Here is a 12,754-nt window from a genome sequence, read left to right as displayed (position 1 = left end):
AGTACGTGTCGACAGAGCAACGCGTTCTCGCGGGTCGCTACCGCGTCGACGAGCTCATCGGTCACGGTGGCATGGCGAAGGTGTACCGCGGGTACGACCTGACCCTCGGCCGCGCCGTCGCCATCAAGATCCTCGACCCCGAGCTCGCCCGCGACACCGCCTTCCGCACGCGCTTCCGTCTGGAGGCGCAGTCGGCGTCCCGCATGTCGCACCCGTCGATCGTGCGGGTCTACGACGCGGGCGACCCGTCGACCACCGACAGCAGCACGGATGAGCCTCCGTACATCGTGATGGAGCTGATCAGCGGCACCCTGCTGAAGGACATCATCGCGAAGGGCCCCGTGCCCGTCGATGACGCCGTGCGCTACGTCGACGGGATCCTCGAGGCTCTCGACTACTCGCACCGGGCAGGTGTCGTGCACCGCGACATCAAGCCGGGCAACGTCATGGTCACCGACAAGGGCCAGGTCAAGGTCATGGACTTCGGCATCGCCCGAGCCGTGTCCGACTCCTCGTCGACGGTCGCCGAGACCACGCAGATCATCGGCACCGCTGCGTACTTCTCGCCCGAGCAGGCCAAGGGCGAGCCCGTCGATGCACGAGCCGACCTCTACTCGACCGGTGTCGTGCTCTACGAGCTGCTCACGGGACGCCAGCCGTTCCGCGGCGAGTCCCCCGTGGCCGTCGCTTACCAGCACGTCAGCGAGACCCCGGTGCCGCCGACCGAGGTGAACGAGGACTCCCCCGGAGCCCTCGACCCGATCGTGCTGCGCGCGCTCGCCAAGGATCCGTACCAGCGGTATCCGGATGCTGCGCACTTCCGCGCCGCGCTGGACTCTGCGGTCTCGGGCCACGCGCCGAGCCGCAAGGAGCTCGGCGCTCTCACGAGCGAGCTCTACGGCCCCAGCCCGCGTGCGGCGCAGGAGACCGCCCGCTCGCTGCGGCAGCTGAGCACCGACACGACCATGGCGCGCACCCAGTCGGGTCCGCCTGTCGCGTGGATCTGGGCCGGTGTCGCGCTGCTGGCGGTGCTGCTCGCATCCGTGCTCTTCTGGGTGTGGACGATCAGCATGCGCCCCGACGAGATTCCCTCAAGCTCACGTGTCGTGCCGGATCTCGTCAACGTCTCATCCGAGCGCGCTCAGGAAGACCTCGGCAAACTCGACCTCACCGCCAAACTCGTGCTCGAGTCGAGCAGCGACATCGTCGAGGGCAACGTGATCCGCACCGATCCCGAGGGCGGCACAGCCGTCAGCGAGGGCGATTCGGTCACGGTCTACGTCTCGTCGGGCAAGGAGACGGTGGTGGTCCCCGTGTTGGAGGGTCTGTCGCTGTCCGCCGCCAAGGATGCTCTGGCCGCCGCCGGGCTCCAACTCGGCACGGTGATACAACGCAACGACAAGGGTCTCGCTGCCGAGACCGTCATGGAGGCCAGCGAGACCGCCGAGAGCGAGGTCGCGCCGAAGACGGTCGTGAACCTCGTGGTCGCGAGCGGGCGCGTCACGCTGACTGACGTCACCGGCTGGACCATGGAGGCCGCTCAGGCCGAGCTCGAACGCATCGGCCTGGCCGCGAGCCCGGTCGAGCTGACGGACTGCGCGCCGACCAACCCGCCCACCGTGGCGTCGATGTCGGCCGCCCCCGGTGACGTGGCGATCGGGTCGACCGTCGAGCTGCGCTACTGCGTCGCCGCAGGCTGATCAGGTTCGCGACAGCGGACCCAGATCGGCTGAGCGCGCGACGGCATCGCCGTCGCCGCACAACTCGAGCCAGTTGGCGAGCAGCCGGTAGCCACCCTCGGTGAGCACGCTCTCGGGGTGGAACTGCACACCGAGGATGGGCAGCTCGGTATGGGCGAGCGCCATGACGGTTCCGCTCTCGCTGCGGGCGGTGACGATGACGTCGTCCGGGAGAGCCGATTCGGCGAGCGCGAGCGAGTGATAGCGTCCGACGGCGAACGGCGAGGGGATCCCTGCGAACAGCGCCGAGCCGTCGTGGGCGGCCTGCGACACCATGCCGTGCATCAGCTCAGGCGCCTCTGTCACCGGAGTGCCGAACGCCTCGCCGATCGCTTGGTGCCCGAGGCACACGCCGAGCAGCGGGATCCGCATCCGGGCGGCGATGCGCACGGCGTCGAGCGACGCTCCGGCGTCAGCCGGCCTGCCGGGTCCTGGCGAGAGCAGGAGGGCGTCGAACCCGGGGAGCATATCTTCGAGTCCGGCGGCGTCTGTGGCATCCGCCTCGATCAGCGTGACATCGGCTCCGAGCTCGTGAAGGTACCCGACGAGGGTGTGCACGAAGCTGTCGTGGTTGTCCACGACGAGCACGTGGGTCATTCGAGGTCGACCTCGCCCGGCGTGATCAGAGGGCTCACCCAGGGGAACACGAACCAGAACAGTCCGTAGAGCACGGCGGCGATCAGCACGAGCAGGAGGAACAGCTTGAGCCACCACGGACCGGGCAGCAGGCGCCAGAGTGCGGCGTACATGAGTCGTCTCGTTCCGTTCGGCTAGATCGACGGCGCAGCCGGCGGAGGGGGCGGGTCGGTGAGAGCCGCAGGCGGACCTTCGGCGCGAGGCTGGAAGCTCTCGTACACCCCGTAGGCGACGATGCGCTCGGCGAGCGAGTAGAGCGGAGAGCAGGCGGTGAGCGTGATGTACTTCTCGCCGGTCTCGACTCCGGGCATCTGCGGCACGTCGAGGAGGACCTCGGTCTGGGTCGGCTTGACGTACTCGAGTGTGCGGAACCGGTACGTGAACCAGCCGTCAGGCGTCTCGACGACGATCGCGTCGCCGACCTGCAGCTTGTCGAGCTGGTTGAACGGCTTGCCCCAGGTGGTCCGGTGGCCCGCCATGGCGAAGTTGCCGACTTCACCGGGCATCTTCGAGTCCGTGTAGACGCCGATGCCGAGCTTGTCGAGCGTGCGGGCACGGGTGGTGCCGCCGTAGATGCCGACGTTGTACTCGGATCCGAATCGCGGCACGTGCATCTGGCCCAGCAGCTGGGTGTCGGCCGGAGGGGCCGGGATCACCGGCTCGTACATCGTCGTTCCGTCGTCGGCCTCGACGACCGGAGGCAGCTCGGGCGTCGGTCCGCTCGCCCACTCCTGCGAGACCGCTGCACCCTCGTCGTTCTTCTGAGCACTGATGATGATGTCGCCGATCCACATCTGCCACGCGACGAACAGGAGCACCAGCACGCCCGCGGTGAGCAGGAGCTCACCGAGCACGCTCGTGAAAGTGGCGCGCGATCGAGGGCGGCGGCGGTGTGCGCGTCGCTCCCCCGAGACGACGGATGCAGTCATGGCGCGATCTTATCCTCCTGACCTGAAGTCCAGCCCTGGTCGCCCGACTTTCCGTGGGATATATGACTTTTGGGTACACTGTGGGAATGGCACGCGACCGCAAGACCGAAGAACCCGAAGCTCCGCGCAGCGAAGGCGAAGCCGCGCCCAATGCCGTGTGGTTCAAGCCGGTGATGGTCGGCTTCATGCTGCTGGGTCTGGCGTGGATTCTCGTGTTCTACATCTCGGGCATGCAGTTCCCGATTCCGGGGCTGGACAACTGGAACCTCGCGATCGGTCTGGGCATCGCCCTGATCGGCTTCCTCATGACCACTCGCTGGCGCTGACGCCCGCCCCTCTTCTTCAGAAGGCCCCTCTCGCTTCGGCGAGAGGGGCCTTCTTCATATTGTCGTCGAGAGGGTTATCCACAGGTTATCCCCACCCTGGGGAGAATTACACCCATGTTATTCACACCCGTTAACAACCCTGTTAACAACGTTTGATCAGGAGTAAACCGTTGCGATCAGGAACGGGGGCAGGAAGGCGACGATCAGAACCAAGGCCACGACGACCGCTGCGAGCAGCACGATCTGCAGTGTGCGCTGCTCTCGACGACGAGTGCGGGTGAGGATGAACGCGACGAGCGCGCCGACGATCACACCGCCGAGGTGCGCCTGCCAGGCGATGTTCTGTTGGAACACGAACCCGATGACGAAGTTGATGCCGAGGATCACCAGGATCCCGGTCACGTTCGCGCCGATGTGCCGGCCGATGATGAGCAGGGCGGCCATCAGGCCGAAGACCGCTCCAGAGGCGCCGACTGTGGCGCCCGATGGGTCGAGCACGGCGAGCGCCACCGAGCCGCCGAGCCCGCTGATCAGGTAGAGCGACAGGAATCGGACCCGACCGAGCATGGGCTCGAGGCTCTGCCCCAGCATCCACAGGGCGAGCATGTTCAGAGCGAGATGCAGGAACCCGCCATGGGCGAAGACGGCCGTGAGAAGTCTCCACGGCTCGAAGGGAAGGAGCGAGAGATCGGGGTACAGGTACCTCGGGGCGAACAGCAGCTGCTGCGTGAGGAGATCACCGACCCCGGGGATCAGCTGCAGCAACCCGATGAACGACGTGACCGCCAGCAGCACATAGGTGACGATCGGCCGGCCGCTGCGCACGGTGGCTGTCGCGGTGTTGCGCCCGCCCCAGCGGCGCTCGGCCTTCTTCTGGGCCGGAGTGCGGTTCTTGCGCTCCGCGGCCATGCACTCGGGACAGATGACCCCGACGGCTGCCTGTGTCTGGCACTCGGGGCAGATGGTGCGCAGGCACCGCTGGCAGAGCACGAAGCTCTGCCGATCCGGATGCCGGTAGCAGAAGTTGTCGCGGTTGTCCGCGAACTCAGGCGTCGTCATCCGGATCGGCCAGCGTCGGCGTCAGGCCGCGACGATGTCGATCGACTGCAGCACGACCGGCTCGATCGGGCGGTCGCCCGCTGCGGTCGGCACGGCGGCGATGGCGTCGACGACGGCCCTGGAGGCGTCATCGGCGACCTCGCCGAAGATCGTGTGCTTGCCCTGGAGCCAGGGGGTGGGGTCGGTCGTGATGAAGAACTGCGAGCCGTTGGTGCCCTCGGCCTTGCCGGTGATGGCGTTGCGACGCAGGCCCGCGTTGGCCATGGCGAGGATGTAGGGCTCGTTGAAGTTGAGCTCCATGTTGATCTCGTCGTCGAAGTTGTAGCCGGGGCCGCCGACGCCCTGTCCGAGCGGGTCGCCGCCCTGGATCATGAAGTTCGGGATGATGCGGTGGAAGATGACGTCCGAGTAGAGCGCGCCCTCGCCCGGCTTGCCGGTGGCGGGGTCGGTCCAGGACTGGGTGCCGTCGGCCAGGCCGACGAAGTTCTTGACCGTCTTCGGAGCGTGGTCGCCGAAGAGGTTGATGACGATGTCACCGTGGTTGGTGTGCAGGGTTGCGACATGAGAAGCGTGAGCCATGCACCCATTCTCGCAGAGCTTCCCATGAGTTGGCCCGCCACTACCGCTGTTCAGCCCTCGGCGCAAGGGTTCGGCGATTCCCTCCCCCCATCCAGGGTCGCGTGGCAAGATGGGGAACCCGTACTCCAATCGACAGGAGAGCATCGTGAGCATCAGCCGCAAGCGGAAGAAGGAACTGCGTCGTCTTCAGGCCGACGCTAACCAGCTGTGGGAGAACCAGCAGGTCCTGGTCGGCCACGCCGCCGACGTCGCCCGCGAGGCCGGACGCCAGCTCGGCCACTTCGGCCGCGAGCAGGTCGGTCCTGTCGTGCAGGACACCTACAACCGTCGCGTCGCGCCGGTCGTCGATCGCGGGGTGCGCTTCGGCCACCACGTCGTCGATGACAAGGTCGTTCCGATCGTCGGAGGCGTCGTCGGCACCGCACTCACCGCGTGGGACGTCGCGAACGCCAAGCGCGAGGGTGTCGTCAAGAAGGTCAAGAAGGCCACCCAGCCCGAGCCCAAGGGCCCGAGCGTCGGTTCGGTCATCGCCCTGATCCTCGGAGTCGCGGCCGCTGCAGGCGTCCTTTACGCCGCCTGGCAGGCACTGCGCGCCGATGACGAGCTCTGGGTCGCAGACGACCCGCTCTCCGCTCCCGACGCGTGACCTCGACATCGGAGCCCCCGGCCGCTGAGCCGGGTGGTCTCCATGCCCGGGTGAGGGATGCCGCGGCTTCACGCGGCCTCGACATAGAGATTCGTGAGCGGCCCGCCGCTCGCAGTCTCTTCGAGGCGGCGGAGTTGCTCGGCATCCTTCCCTCCGGAATCGTGAAGACGCTCGTCGTCAAGCGATCCGACGACACCTACCTGTTCGCGCTGGTGCCCGGCGGCCGGTCGATCTCGTGGCCCAAGCTGCGTGCGGTCGTCGGTGTCAACAAGCTCCGTCTCCCCGAGCCCGATCTCGCCCTCGCGGCGACGGGCTACGAGCGCGGCACGATCGTCCCGATCGGCAGCACCACAGACTGGCCCGTCTTCGCCGATGAGTCCATCGTCGGACAGCGCATCGCCATGGGCGCCGGAGCACACGGGTACAGCCTCTTCGTCGACGCAGACGACCTGATCGCGGCCTACGGCGCGACCGTCGCCGACATCACGGTGCCCGAAGAGTCCCGCGACTGACCTCCGTCGCGCTCTCTCGTCAGAGGATGCCGGCCATGCGCAGCGCGATGTCGACGAGTTTGACGCGCTGCAGCTCGGCGACAGACTTGCGGGTGAACCACTCGGCCATGTCTGTGGAGCCGTCGGTCTCGTAGCGCAGCTTGCCTCCGCTGACCGTCGCCCGGTAGACGATCCGCAGTGTGTGCAGCGGCTGATCGGACGGGGTCACCCGCTGACTCGCCGGGATCACCCGCGAGTGGATGCCGAGCAGTTCGCCGACTTTGACCGTGTAGCCGGTCTCCTCGCGGAGCTCTCGCCGAACCGCGTCCTCTGGGGACTCACCGGGCTCCAGACCGCCGCCGGGCATCGTCCAGGCGACTCGGCGCCCCTCGATCCAGCGCGCCAGAAGTATGCGTCCGTCGTCATCGGTGACGACCGCGTATGCCGCGACCCGCATGTCCATGCCCTCACCCTAACGCCACGCCCCTGCCCTCACGCGACGTGTGTCGGCGGCCCGCACCGGACGTTCCAGGATCGATCAGGAATCGAGAAGCACTGCGGGCCACCGCATCCGTAGTGTGAGATCCATCGCAGATCACCCCGTGAAAGGAGTCGGCCATGGCTGACAAAGAGAACAACTTCAGTGCCGAAGAACGCGAGGCCATGAAGGAGGCTGCTGCCGACAAGCGCAAGTCGCGTTCGCGTGCGAAGAAGACCCCCGAAGAGGTGCGGGCCGAGGGAGTCGCCGACCTCGAGGCGGCGGTCGCGAAGCTGCCCGATGACAAGGATCGCGAGCTGTCGCTGGCGTTGCACGCCCTCGTGACCGAGGTCGCTCCCGAACTGATGCCGCGCACCTACTACGGCATGCCGGCGTGGGGCAAGGACGGCAAGGTCCTCTGCTTCTTCCAGCCGGCGAGCAAGTTCAAGGTCCGCTACGGCACCTTCGGGTTCGAGCCGATCTCGAATCTCGACGACGGCACCATGTGGCCGACCGCGTACGCGCTGCTCGACCTCACTGCCGCGAACCGCAAGGTCCTCACCGACCGCATCCGCCTCGCTGTGAGCTGAGAGCCGTTTCCGGGCGGCCGCTCGCGCAGTAGCGTGGATGCCGTGAGCACACTGCCGTTCCCCGCCTCCGTATACGCCGCCCGACTCGACCGCGCAGCATCCCTCGCCGCCGACGCCGGTCTCGACGGGATCATCGTGGGCCCCGGGCCCGACCTGCAGTATCTGGTCGGCGTCGAGGGCGACACCATCGAGCGGCTCACCGCCCTGGTGCTCGGACCAGGGCTCGCGCCCACGATCATCGTTCCGCGGATGGAGCTGGCGAAGGTCAGGACCACCGCCGTGGGCGAGCTCGGGCTCGCGGTGTCCGACTGGATCGACGGCGAGAACCCGTACGACCTCGTGGCCGCCGCCCTGGGCGCGGTCACCCGTGTCGGCGTCTCCGACGCGCTCCCCGCGCTGCACGTGATCCCGATCGCCGAGCGGATCGGCGTGCGGGTCGAGCTCGCGACTCCGGTGCTGCGCGAGAGCCGCATGGTCAAGGATGCCGAAGAGATCGCCGAACTGCGCGAGGCGGGCGCGGCCATCGACGCGGTGCACCGGCGGGTCCCCGAATGGCTGCGTGCGGGACGCACGGAGCGTGAGGTGGCTGCCGACATCGCCGAGGCCATCGTGTCGGAAGGACATCGCACGGTCGAGTTCGTGATCGTCGGCTCGGGTCCGAACGGCGCCGACCCCCATCACGAGGTGTCGGATCGGGTGATCGACGATGGCGACGTCGTGGTCGTCGACATCGGGGGAGCGGTGCCCAGCGGATACAACTCCGACAGCACCAGGACGTACGTGGTCGGGACACCCGACAACGACGCCGCCGAGCGGATCGGCGTGCTCGTGCGCGCTCAGCAGGCGGCCGTCGACGCCGCTCGCCCCGGAGCGACGGCGGAGGAGGTCGACGCCGCCGCTCGACAGGTGCTGGCGGATGCCGGACTCGGCGAGGCCTTCCTGCATCGCACCGGCCACGGCATCGGCGTCTCGGTGCATGAGGAGCCGTACATCGCACCGGGTAACGACCTGGTGCTGCGCGAGGGAATGGCGTTCAGCATCGAACCCGGCATCTATTTCGCCGGGGAGTGGGGCGCGCGCATCGAGGACATCGTCGTCGTGACCGCTGACGGATGCGAGCGCCTGAACATCGCGCCGCACGACCTCAGAGCCGTCTGACGATACAGGGGTCGTCGGATCAGCCGCGAAGCGACACCAGCGCTGCATCCACCGACACCAGATCAGCCATCGTCATCGGCTGAGGCGCGGCATCGACCGCCCCCCTCCGCCGCGAGAGCCGTCAATCGTCCGGTGGCCTCGGACTGGCCCCGTCCGCTCACCTGCATCCGCGCGCCCGACTGCCGGGCCTGAACGATGATGTGCCAGGCATCACTGCCGACGTGCGGCGCCGCGGCGAGCGCGCCTCGCAACACCGGCATCCTCCCGACGAGATCCAGGGCGGCGGTCATCGGCGCCGCGCCGAGCGTCAGATACGTGCGGAATCCGCGATCACGGGTCCCGAGGAGCAGGTGGTCGGGAAAGTCCGCGCGCAGATACCGACGGCGCCGCCCGTCCGGACCCACAGCTCGCCTGCTCTCACGGAAGTTGCGCACACTCCCTCCTTCGGGTGGCCCGAAGAGGTCCGCGCCGACGAGTGCAGCGGTCCAGGCCACCGCGCCCGGCCCGTGCTTCTCTCCGGTTCCCAGCATCACGAAGATGTCGATGTCGCCATCCGACTCGGCCGCGAGCGAGCGTGCGAGCACGGTGCTGAGCCCCGGCACGAGGCCGGCTCCGAGGACGACAGGCCCGCGCGCCACGGAGCGCAGCGCGTCGAGGTACGAGCCGGTGGCGGAGATGTCGACCAGGGGGATGCCGTCGATGGCCGCCGCGAGATCTGCCCTCTCCACCCCTGATGCGTTGACGATCACATCGTGATCGGCGGCGATCCGGGTCAGGGGGCGGAGGTCGCCGCGCAGGTCGATGCGCGAACCTCCGGCCTCGGCGCGACCGGCGGACGTGACGTGGTGACCGTGCCTCTGCAACTCTCGGCGGATCACAGAGCCCACCGCGCCGCGGGCTCCGAGCAGCAGAGCCCTCATCGGACCGGCTCGAGAATGTGCGCTGCGATCATGCTCTTCCTCCCTCTACGGCGGTGATCCGCCGACATCCATAGTGTTTCTGCCGAGGACCTGTCACCCCATCAGGTTGCGGATTCTGCAAAGATGACCCGATGGATGCCGAGATCGACGCGACGCTCGCCGCGATCGGCCCGCGTCTGCGTCGGCTGAGGCAGAACCGAGGGCTCACCCTGATGGCGGTCGCCGTACTCACCGGACTCTCCGTCAGTGCGCTGTCGCGCATCGAGACCGGTCATCGCCAGCCCACGCTCGACGCGCTGATCCCCTTGGCGCGCGCCTACGAGGTGACGCTCGACCACCTGATCGCCGCGCCACGGACCGGGGATCCTCGTGTGCACCTCGAGCCGCGGCGTCTCGCGACCGGAGGTGTGGCGGTGCCCCTGACCCGGCATCCGGGAGGGGTGCAGGTGTTCAAGCACGTGCTCGGACCGAGGGAGCCTGCGCTGGTGTCGCACCAGGGCCACGCGTGGATCTACGTACTCGCCGGCCGACTGCGGCTGCTGCTCGCGGCCGACGAGCACGTCCTGGATCCGGGAGAGAATGTCGAATTCGACGCCTCGACTCCGCACTGGTTCGGGCCGGCCGACGCTCTCGCGGTCGAGATCCTGCATATGTTCGGCCCTGAGGGACAGCGTCCCCTCACCCGCATCGTCGATTGAGGTTCCGCTCCGCGCTCGTCAAGACCCTGGAAAGGGCGGCGCGACGGAGGCAGACTGCCCGCATGGCATCCGACAGCGGCGCACCATCCGACGAGAAGACCGGTCCTGAGCGCACAGCCGACGGTCATCACATCATCATCGACGGCCGACGCTGGCGGGCCACCGATCCATCGATCCCCGACGGATTCCGTCAGGAGCTGGTGGACGAGCTCATGGCGGCGCGGCGAGCGGTGAAGTCGTCGGAGGCCGACGCGAGGCGCCGAGTGAACGATGCGAAGACCGCGCTCGGCGAGCGCGGAGCACCGTGGTGGGAAGAGCGGGCGGGTGACGCGTTCGACGAGCGCATCGCGGCAGCCATCCGGTCTCTCACGCGAAAGCGCGAGCAGTCTTCGATCTGCCCCAGCGACGTCGCCCGCACGGTCGGAGGTGAGTCCTGGCGGTCGCTGATGCCCGACGTGCGGCGGGTGGCCGCAGGGCTCGCAGACCGCGATGAGATCGTGGTCACCCAGAAGGGCGAACCCGTGAGCATCAGCGAGGCTCGCGGGCCGGTGCGGATCGTTCGCGGATCCGCGCTCTGAACGGCCATTCCTCGCGCACGCCTGTGGCCGCGGTGTCAGTGCCGCACGGCCGAGGCTGTTCGTCGTAGCGACGCAGACACCGGTCGCGTGACCTCTAGAGGCCCGGCGGCAGCCATCGTGGTGACCGGATCGGGAGTCGCTCCCCTCCTGTGGACGATACGCAGAAGCTCGGTGAACTGATCCGGCGGGACGGACGGATGCTCCGGATGCCACTGGACACCCAGGAACGGCAGCGATTCATGCTCGACAGCCTCCACGACACCGTTATGGGAATGGGCGATGGCGCGCAGCCCTCGCCCGAGCTCATCGACGGCCTGATGGTGCGTGCAGAGCAGCGGTTGCCGGAGCCTCGGCGAGACTGCCCTGAGGTCGTTCAGATCTGTCGCGACGAAGGGATCGGCTCCCATGCTGCGGTGCCCGCCGACATGCTGGTGGAGCGTCCCGCCCAGTGCGACGTTCATGAGTTGCATCCCCCTGCACACCCCGAGCAGAGGACGCCTCGATCGCACCGCCTCCATGACGACGGCGATCTGCGTACGGTCCGCGCGACGCTGGTAGGCGGTGCGCTGAGGCCGGCGGTCGGACTGGCCGTAGAGCAGAGGCTCGATGTCGTCACCCCCGAGGAGCACGATGACATCCGCCTCTCGCGATGCCCTCCTCAGCTGCGGCTCGGGAGCCTCGCCGGCGGCGTGCAACGAGGCCGTCCAGCCCACCCGCTCGATCGCCTGCACGGCCGAGGCGTTGAGGCTGTCGAGGAGTGCCTGATAGGCGGCCGCGGCCGCCTGGCGTCGGGTGCGCACATGGAAGAGGGCGACATGCACGCTCATGCTGCGACCCTCGATGCGGTCATGGTGCTGGTCCCTCCATCACGTACTGCTCTCCAGATAACGCCTCGCGACAATCCCAGGTCAAATACGTTTTCCTCGTCGGATTGATAGCGATTTGCTCGCAATGCGCACGTAACGCCGCGGTAATACATCGCACGTATCGTTCCGAGATGGAACTCCGTCAGCTGCGCTACTTCATGGCTGTCGCCGACGAGCTCCACTTCGGACGTGCGGCGCGTCGGTTGCACATGTCGCAGCCCCCGTTGAGCGTGCAGATCGGGCGCCTCGAGCGCGAGGTGGGTCTGCCTCTGTTCGACCGCAGCACCCGACGCGTGGCTCTGACTCCGGCCGGTCGTCACCTGCAGGAGCGCGCGAGGAGGATCCTCGATGAGGTCGACGCCGTGCGAGCCGAGATGCGCGACTACGTCGACGGGCTCGCCGGCCAGCTCACCGCCGGATTCGTGAGCTCGGCGAACTACACGGTGCTCCCCGAGGTGGTGCGGCTGTTCCGATCGCGTCGCGACCGTGTCGCGCTGTCACTCGTCCCTCTCACATCGGGAGAGCAGATCGACCGGCTACGCGAGGGCACCCTCGACGTCGGCCTCGTGCGAGACGAGTTCCCGCGAGCGGGTGCGCACTCTTCCGAGCTGATCGCCGAAGTCGTGTTCGAGGAGCGCCTCGTGATGTGCGTCCCCGTCACACACCCACTCGCGACCCACTCGGAGGTGACGACCGCGCAGGTGCTCGACGTGCCGATGATCGTCTACCCGCACTCGCTCATGCCCGGCTACGTGGATCGCGTGCACGAGGTCCTGGGGATCGCCCCGGACGCCATGCGGATCGCCGAGGAGGTCGTGCACCAGGAGACGGCACTCGGATTCGTCGCGGCCGGCGTCGGTGCGAGCATCCTTCCGGAATCCGTGCGGCAGGTGGTTCCGCCATCGATCGCCGTGATCCCGCTCGCCGGGTCGCCGACCACGCGGCTACTGGCTGCGAGGCGTGTACGAGCGGATGAGAGCGCGACGTGCGCGGCCTTCATCGAGTGCCTCCACGACGCGGCTGAGGCCCTCACCACCGCTCGACCCGCCTGAGCGGCGAAG

At 68.0% G+C, this 12,754-nt stretch carries 17 protein-coding genes; 9 read left to right on the top strand and 8 right to left on the bottom strand.

The window, feature by feature from the left end:
- The first annotated feature begins 5 nt into the window (after window positions 1-5).
- The gene (pknB, locus tag OD997_RS12770) at window positions 6-1,700 is read left to right on the top strand and encodes a Stk1 family PASTA domain-containing Ser/Thr kinase (RefSeq protein WP_434331901.1); all 1,695 of its coding nucleotides are present in this window, start codon (window positions 6-8) and stop codon (window positions 1,698-1,700) included.
- Here pknB and OD997_RS12765 read toward each other — a convergent pair whose 3' ends face one another.
- Genes OD997_RS12765 through OD997_RS12755 form a run of 3 tightly spaced genes read right to left on the bottom strand, consistent with a single transcriptional unit; the run spans window position 1,701 to window position 3,304 of the window.
- Window positions 1,701-2,336 carry an anthranilate synthase component II gene (locus OD997_RS12765; protein ID WP_434331900.1) on the bottom strand — a complete coding sequence of 212 codons (636 nt, stop codon included), beginning with the start codon at window positions 2,334-2,336 and terminating at the stop codon, window positions 1,701-1,703. It lies immediately after the preceding gene.
- Window positions 2,333-2,488, bottom strand: coding sequence for a hypothetical protein (locus OD997_RS12760; RefSeq protein WP_434331899.1), 156 nt, complete (start codon window positions 2,486-2,488; stop codon window positions 2,333-2,335). Before OD997_RS12760 ends, OD997_RS12765 begins: the two co-directional genes overlap by 4 nt.
- 21 nt (window positions 2,489-2,509) lie before the next feature.
- On the bottom strand, window positions 2,510-3,304 hold the full coding sequence (locus OD997_RS12755) for a class E sortase (protein WP_434331898.1): 795 nt from the start codon (window positions 3,302-3,304) through the stop codon (window positions 2,510-2,512).
- Window positions 3,305-3,390: 86 nt separating this feature from the next.
- Between OD997_RS12755 and OD997_RS12750 the strand changes: the two genes are divergently transcribed.
- Window positions 3,391-3,630 carry a cell division protein CrgA gene (locus tag OD997_RS12750; RefSeq protein ID WP_056310927.1) on the top strand — a complete coding sequence of 80 codons (240 nt, stop codon included), beginning with the start codon at window positions 3,391-3,393 and terminating at the stop codon, window positions 3,628-3,630.
- A 156-nt stretch (window positions 3,631-3,786) separates the two neighbouring features.
- On the opposite strand, the gene OD997_RS12745 is transcribed toward OD997_RS12750, so the two are convergent.
- Both OD997_RS12745 and OD997_RS12740 read right to left on the bottom strand, forming a co-directional pair.
- Window positions 3,787-4,689, bottom strand: coding sequence for a rhomboid family intramembrane serine protease (locus tag OD997_RS12745; protein ID WP_431074940.1), 903 nt, complete (start codon window positions 4,687-4,689; stop codon window positions 3,787-3,789).
- Between the two features lie 21 nt (window positions 4,690-4,710).
- The gene (locus OD997_RS12740) at window positions 4,711-5,268 is read right to left on the bottom strand and encodes a peptidylprolyl isomerase (protein WP_434331897.1); all 558 of its coding nucleotides are present in this window, start codon (window positions 5,266-5,268) and stop codon (window positions 4,711-4,713) included.
- A 145-nt stretch (window positions 5,269-5,413) separates the two neighbouring features.
- Between OD997_RS12740 and OD997_RS12735 the strand changes: the two genes are divergently transcribed.
- Window positions 5,414-5,914: a hypothetical protein gene (locus OD997_RS12735; protein WP_056312058.1), complete on the top strand. Its 501-nt coding sequence runs from the start codon at window positions 5,414-5,416 to the stop codon at window positions 5,912-5,914.
- Between the two features lie 50 nt (window positions 5,915-5,964).
- Complete coding sequence (locus tag OD997_RS12730; protein WP_434332380.1) at window positions 5,965-6,426, top strand: aminoacyl-tRNA deacylase; 462 nt, start codon at window positions 5,965-5,967, stop codon at window positions 6,424-6,426.
- A gap of 19 nt (window positions 6,427-6,445) precedes the next feature.
- Here OD997_RS12730 and OD997_RS12725 read toward each other — a convergent pair whose 3' ends face one another.
- Window positions 6,446-6,868 (bottom strand): NUDIX hydrolase, encoded by a 423-nt coding sequence (locus tag OD997_RS12725; RefSeq protein WP_434331896.1) that lies wholly within the window; start codon window positions 6,866-6,868, stop codon window positions 6,446-6,448.
- 155 nt (window positions 6,869-7,023) lie between these two features.
- On the opposite strand from OD997_RS12725, the gene OD997_RS12720 reads away from it, so the two are divergent.
- Entirely contained in the window at window positions 7,024-7,473 is a 450-nt protein-coding gene (locus OD997_RS12720; RefSeq protein WP_434331895.1) for a hypothetical protein, read from the top strand.
- Between the two features lie 42 nt (window positions 7,474-7,515).
- Window positions 7,516-8,631 carry a M24 family metallopeptidase gene (locus OD997_RS12715; protein WP_434331894.1) on the top strand — a complete coding sequence of 372 codons (1,116 nt, stop codon included), beginning with the start codon at window positions 7,516-7,518 and terminating at the stop codon, window positions 8,629-8,631.
- Between the two features lie 62 nt (window positions 8,632-8,693).
- On the opposite strand, the gene OD997_RS12710 is transcribed toward OD997_RS12715, so the two are convergent.
- Window positions 8,694-9,551, bottom strand: coding sequence for a hypothetical protein (locus tag OD997_RS12710; protein ID WP_434331893.1), 858 nt, complete (start codon window positions 9,549-9,551; stop codon window positions 8,694-8,696).
- A gap of 131 nt (window positions 9,552-9,682) precedes the next feature.
- Here OD997_RS12710 and OD997_RS12705 point away from each other — a divergent pair, with 131 nt between their 5' ends.
- Together OD997_RS12705 and OD997_RS12700 are read left to right on the top strand one after the other, a co-directional pair.
- Window positions 9,683-10,249 (top strand): helix-turn-helix domain-containing protein, encoded by a 567-nt coding sequence (locus OD997_RS12705; RefSeq protein ID WP_434331892.1) that lies wholly within the window; start codon window positions 9,683-9,685, stop codon window positions 10,247-10,249.
- A gap of 62 nt (window positions 10,250-10,311) precedes the next feature.
- Complete coding sequence (locus tag OD997_RS12700) at window positions 10,312-10,827, top strand: DUF3253 domain-containing protein (RefSeq protein ID WP_434331891.1); 516 nt, start codon at window positions 10,312-10,314, stop codon at window positions 10,825-10,827.
- A 35-nt stretch (window positions 10,828-10,862) separates the two neighbouring features.
- Here OD997_RS12700 and OD997_RS12695 read toward each other — a convergent pair whose 3' ends face one another.
- Window positions 10,863-11,654, bottom strand: coding sequence for a gamma-glutamyl-gamma-aminobutyrate hydrolase family protein (locus OD997_RS12695; RefSeq protein WP_434331890.1), 792 nt, complete (start codon window positions 11,652-11,654; stop codon window positions 10,863-10,865).
- A 170-nt stretch (window positions 11,655-11,824) separates the two neighbouring features.
- Here OD997_RS12695 and OD997_RS12690 point away from each other — a divergent pair, with 170 nt between their 5' ends.
- Entirely contained in the window at window positions 11,825-12,745 is a 921-nt protein-coding gene (locus tag OD997_RS12690; protein ID WP_434331889.1) for a LysR family transcriptional regulator, read from the top strand.
- Window positions 12,746-12,754 lie beyond the last annotated feature (9 nt).

It is taken from the genome of Microbacterium sp. CGR1 (assembly GCF_051062835.1).
In the GTDB taxonomy this organism is placed as follows: Bacteria; Actinomycetota; Actinomycetes; order Actinomycetales; family Microbacteriaceae; genus Microbacterium.
Note: the sequence above shows the minus strand (reverse complement) of the source record. Positions and strands in the feature narration are given on the sequence as shown.

Bases quoted from the DNA above. Each gene is read 5' to 3' on its own strand.
- OD997_RS12765 (WP_434331900.1), bottom strand. From the start codon at position 2,336: ATGACCCACGTGCTCGTCGTGGACAACCACGACAGCTTCGTGCACACC.
- OD997_RS12760 (WP_434331899.1), bottom strand. From the start codon at position 2,488: ATGTACGCCGCACTCTGGCGCCTGCTGCCCGGTCCGTGGTGGCTCAAG.
- OD997_RS12755 (WP_434331898.1), bottom strand. From the start codon at position 3,304: ATGACTGCATCCGTCGTCTCGGGGGAGCGACGCGCACACCGCCGCCGC.
- OD997_RS12750 (WP_056310927.1), top strand. From the start codon at position 3,391: ATGGCACGCGACCGCAAGACCGAAGAACCCGAAGCTCCGCGCAGCGAA.
- OD997_RS12745 (WP_431074940.1), bottom strand. From the start codon at position 4,689: ATGACGACGCCTGAGTTCGCGGACAACCGCGACAACTTCTGCTACCGG.
- OD997_RS12740 (WP_434331897.1), bottom strand. From the start codon at position 5,268: ATGGCTCACGCTTCTCATGTCGCAACCCTGCACACCAACCACGGTGAC.
- OD997_RS12725 (WP_434331896.1), bottom strand. From the start codon at position 6,868: ATGGACATGCGGGTCGCGGCATACGCGGTCGTCACCGATGACGACGGA.
- OD997_RS12720 (WP_434331895.1), top strand. From the start codon at position 7,024: ATGGCTGACAAAGAGAACAACTTCAGTGCCGAAGAACGCGAGGCCATG.
- OD997_RS12710 (WP_434331893.1), bottom strand. From the start codon at position 9,551: ATGAGGGCTCTGCTGCTCGGAGCCCGCGGCGCGGTGGGCTCTGTGATC.
- OD997_RS12705 (WP_434331892.1), top strand. From the start codon at position 9,683: ATGGATGCCGAGATCGACGCGACGCTCGCCGCGATCGGCCCGCGTCTG.
- OD997_RS12700 (WP_434331891.1), top strand. From the start codon at position 10,312: ATGGCATCCGACAGCGGCGCACCATCCGACGAGAAGACCGGTCCTGAG.
- OD997_RS12695 (WP_434331890.1), bottom strand. From the start codon at position 11,654: ATGAGCGTGCATGTCGCCCTCTTCCATGTGCGCACCCGACGCCAGGCG.
- OD997_RS12690 (WP_434331889.1), top strand. From the start codon at position 11,825: ATGGAACTCCGTCAGCTGCGCTACTTCATGGCTGTCGCCGACGAGCTC.